This window comes from Brevibacterium sp. NPDC056726 (assembly GCF_042790515.1).
Taxonomy (GTDB): Bacteria; Actinomycetota; Actinomycetes; order Actinomycetales; family Brevibacteriaceae; genus Brevibacterium; species Brevibacterium sanguinis.
In genome coordinates, this window is record NZ_JBHTYZ010000016.1 from 1 (window position 1) to 1,294 (window position 1,294).

Consider the following 1,294-nt stretch of genomic DNA (forward strand, 5'->3'; position numbering starts at 1 on the left):
GGGTTATAGGCCAAAAAGTGTGTCCGTGCCGGGTGTGTCACCGACGTCGTCCGCCCCATCCTGACTGGATACCGATCCCGTCTTCCCACGAGAACCCCGTGTCATAGACGGCGGGACCTACAGGCTCGGCGACCGGCTCCTTCAGAGGCGTTGTCGCTAGCGTTTTCAGTTGCGACTTCGCCAGAGTCCACGGGTCACTGTGGGCCTGTGTTCGGTCCCATAAGTACCAATCCACGGCTCGTCGTCCGTGGTCTTCAGACAGTCCGCGGTGGTGACGTTTGAGATGCTTGATGCCAGCGTTGATACCGCCTTCTAACGCGTTCGTCGTCTTCGCGATCACGACCCCTTCGTCGGCGGCCTCGAGCCAGGTGAACAGATGGTTCTTCGCGATGAGTTTGGCCAGGAACCCGTGGGCCCGGCGCGTGCGCAGATGCGTGTACCACCATGTCTGCCCGGGCCTGACGTGGGCGGGTCTGCTCGTGCTGGAGCGGGCATAGGTTCGCTGTTTGAGCATACGGTCCCATTTCGCTTCCCATGTCGCGAACTCGGCCAGCCACGCTGCAGCCTGATCCCACGTCTGGACTTTCGACAGGGCCCGGTAGATCGCTTGAAGTTCCTTGTTCGCCGGCAGGGTCGGCGTCCTCGTCAAATGCGTGTTACAGGCGTGCTGGATATGGAAGTAACAGCGTTGGATTCGTGTCTGTGGCCAGAGTCTCTCGATCGTCGTTGTCAACGGCCCGTTGCCATCGACGATGGCGTAGCGGGGTGCAGGGATGGTTGAGATGAGTGCCGTCCAGGACGCGGTCTTTTCGTGGTCGCACCATTGCCAGTCGATGACGTGAGTGCCGGTGTAGGCGATGAGGACGCACCACCCGTTGGTGTAGGTGCCATCGAGCATGATCTGATCATGGATTTCAGAGGTCGGGGACACTGTTGGGTGGATCGTCCAGCACCAGGATGTGCGGCGCCGGAACGTTCGGGGGCTGCCCAGTGGTGTGTGGGCTGGTTGTGGTGCTGGTCCCAGGAGCCAGTCGAGGAAGGCGCGCAGTTCGAATCGTTGTGTCGATCCTCGGCGTTTGGCGCTGCTGGAGGCTCCGCAGGCGGGACACCTGTACCGGGTGGTTCCGGCCTTGGTCGTGCCGTTCTTCTTCAGCGTTGTCTGACAGATCTGACATTTCGGTCGATTGCAAGCACCCTACGAATGCTAAGCGATCAGAGCTAAGCAATCAGGTGATTGTCCTTGGTGTGGCTGGGATCCGGGACGATCACGGACACACTTTTTGGCCTATAACCC

The 1,294-nt window shown here is 60.4% G+C and carries 1 pseudogene; it reads right to left on the reverse strand.

From position 1 onward, the window contains the following. Positions 1-37 precede the first annotated feature (37 nt). Positions 38-1,171 (reverse strand): annotated as a pseudogene (locus tag ACFQ91_RS17190) (IS1249 family transposase); the annotation flags it as partial. Between the last annotated feature and the right edge of the window lie 123 nt (positions 1,172-1,294).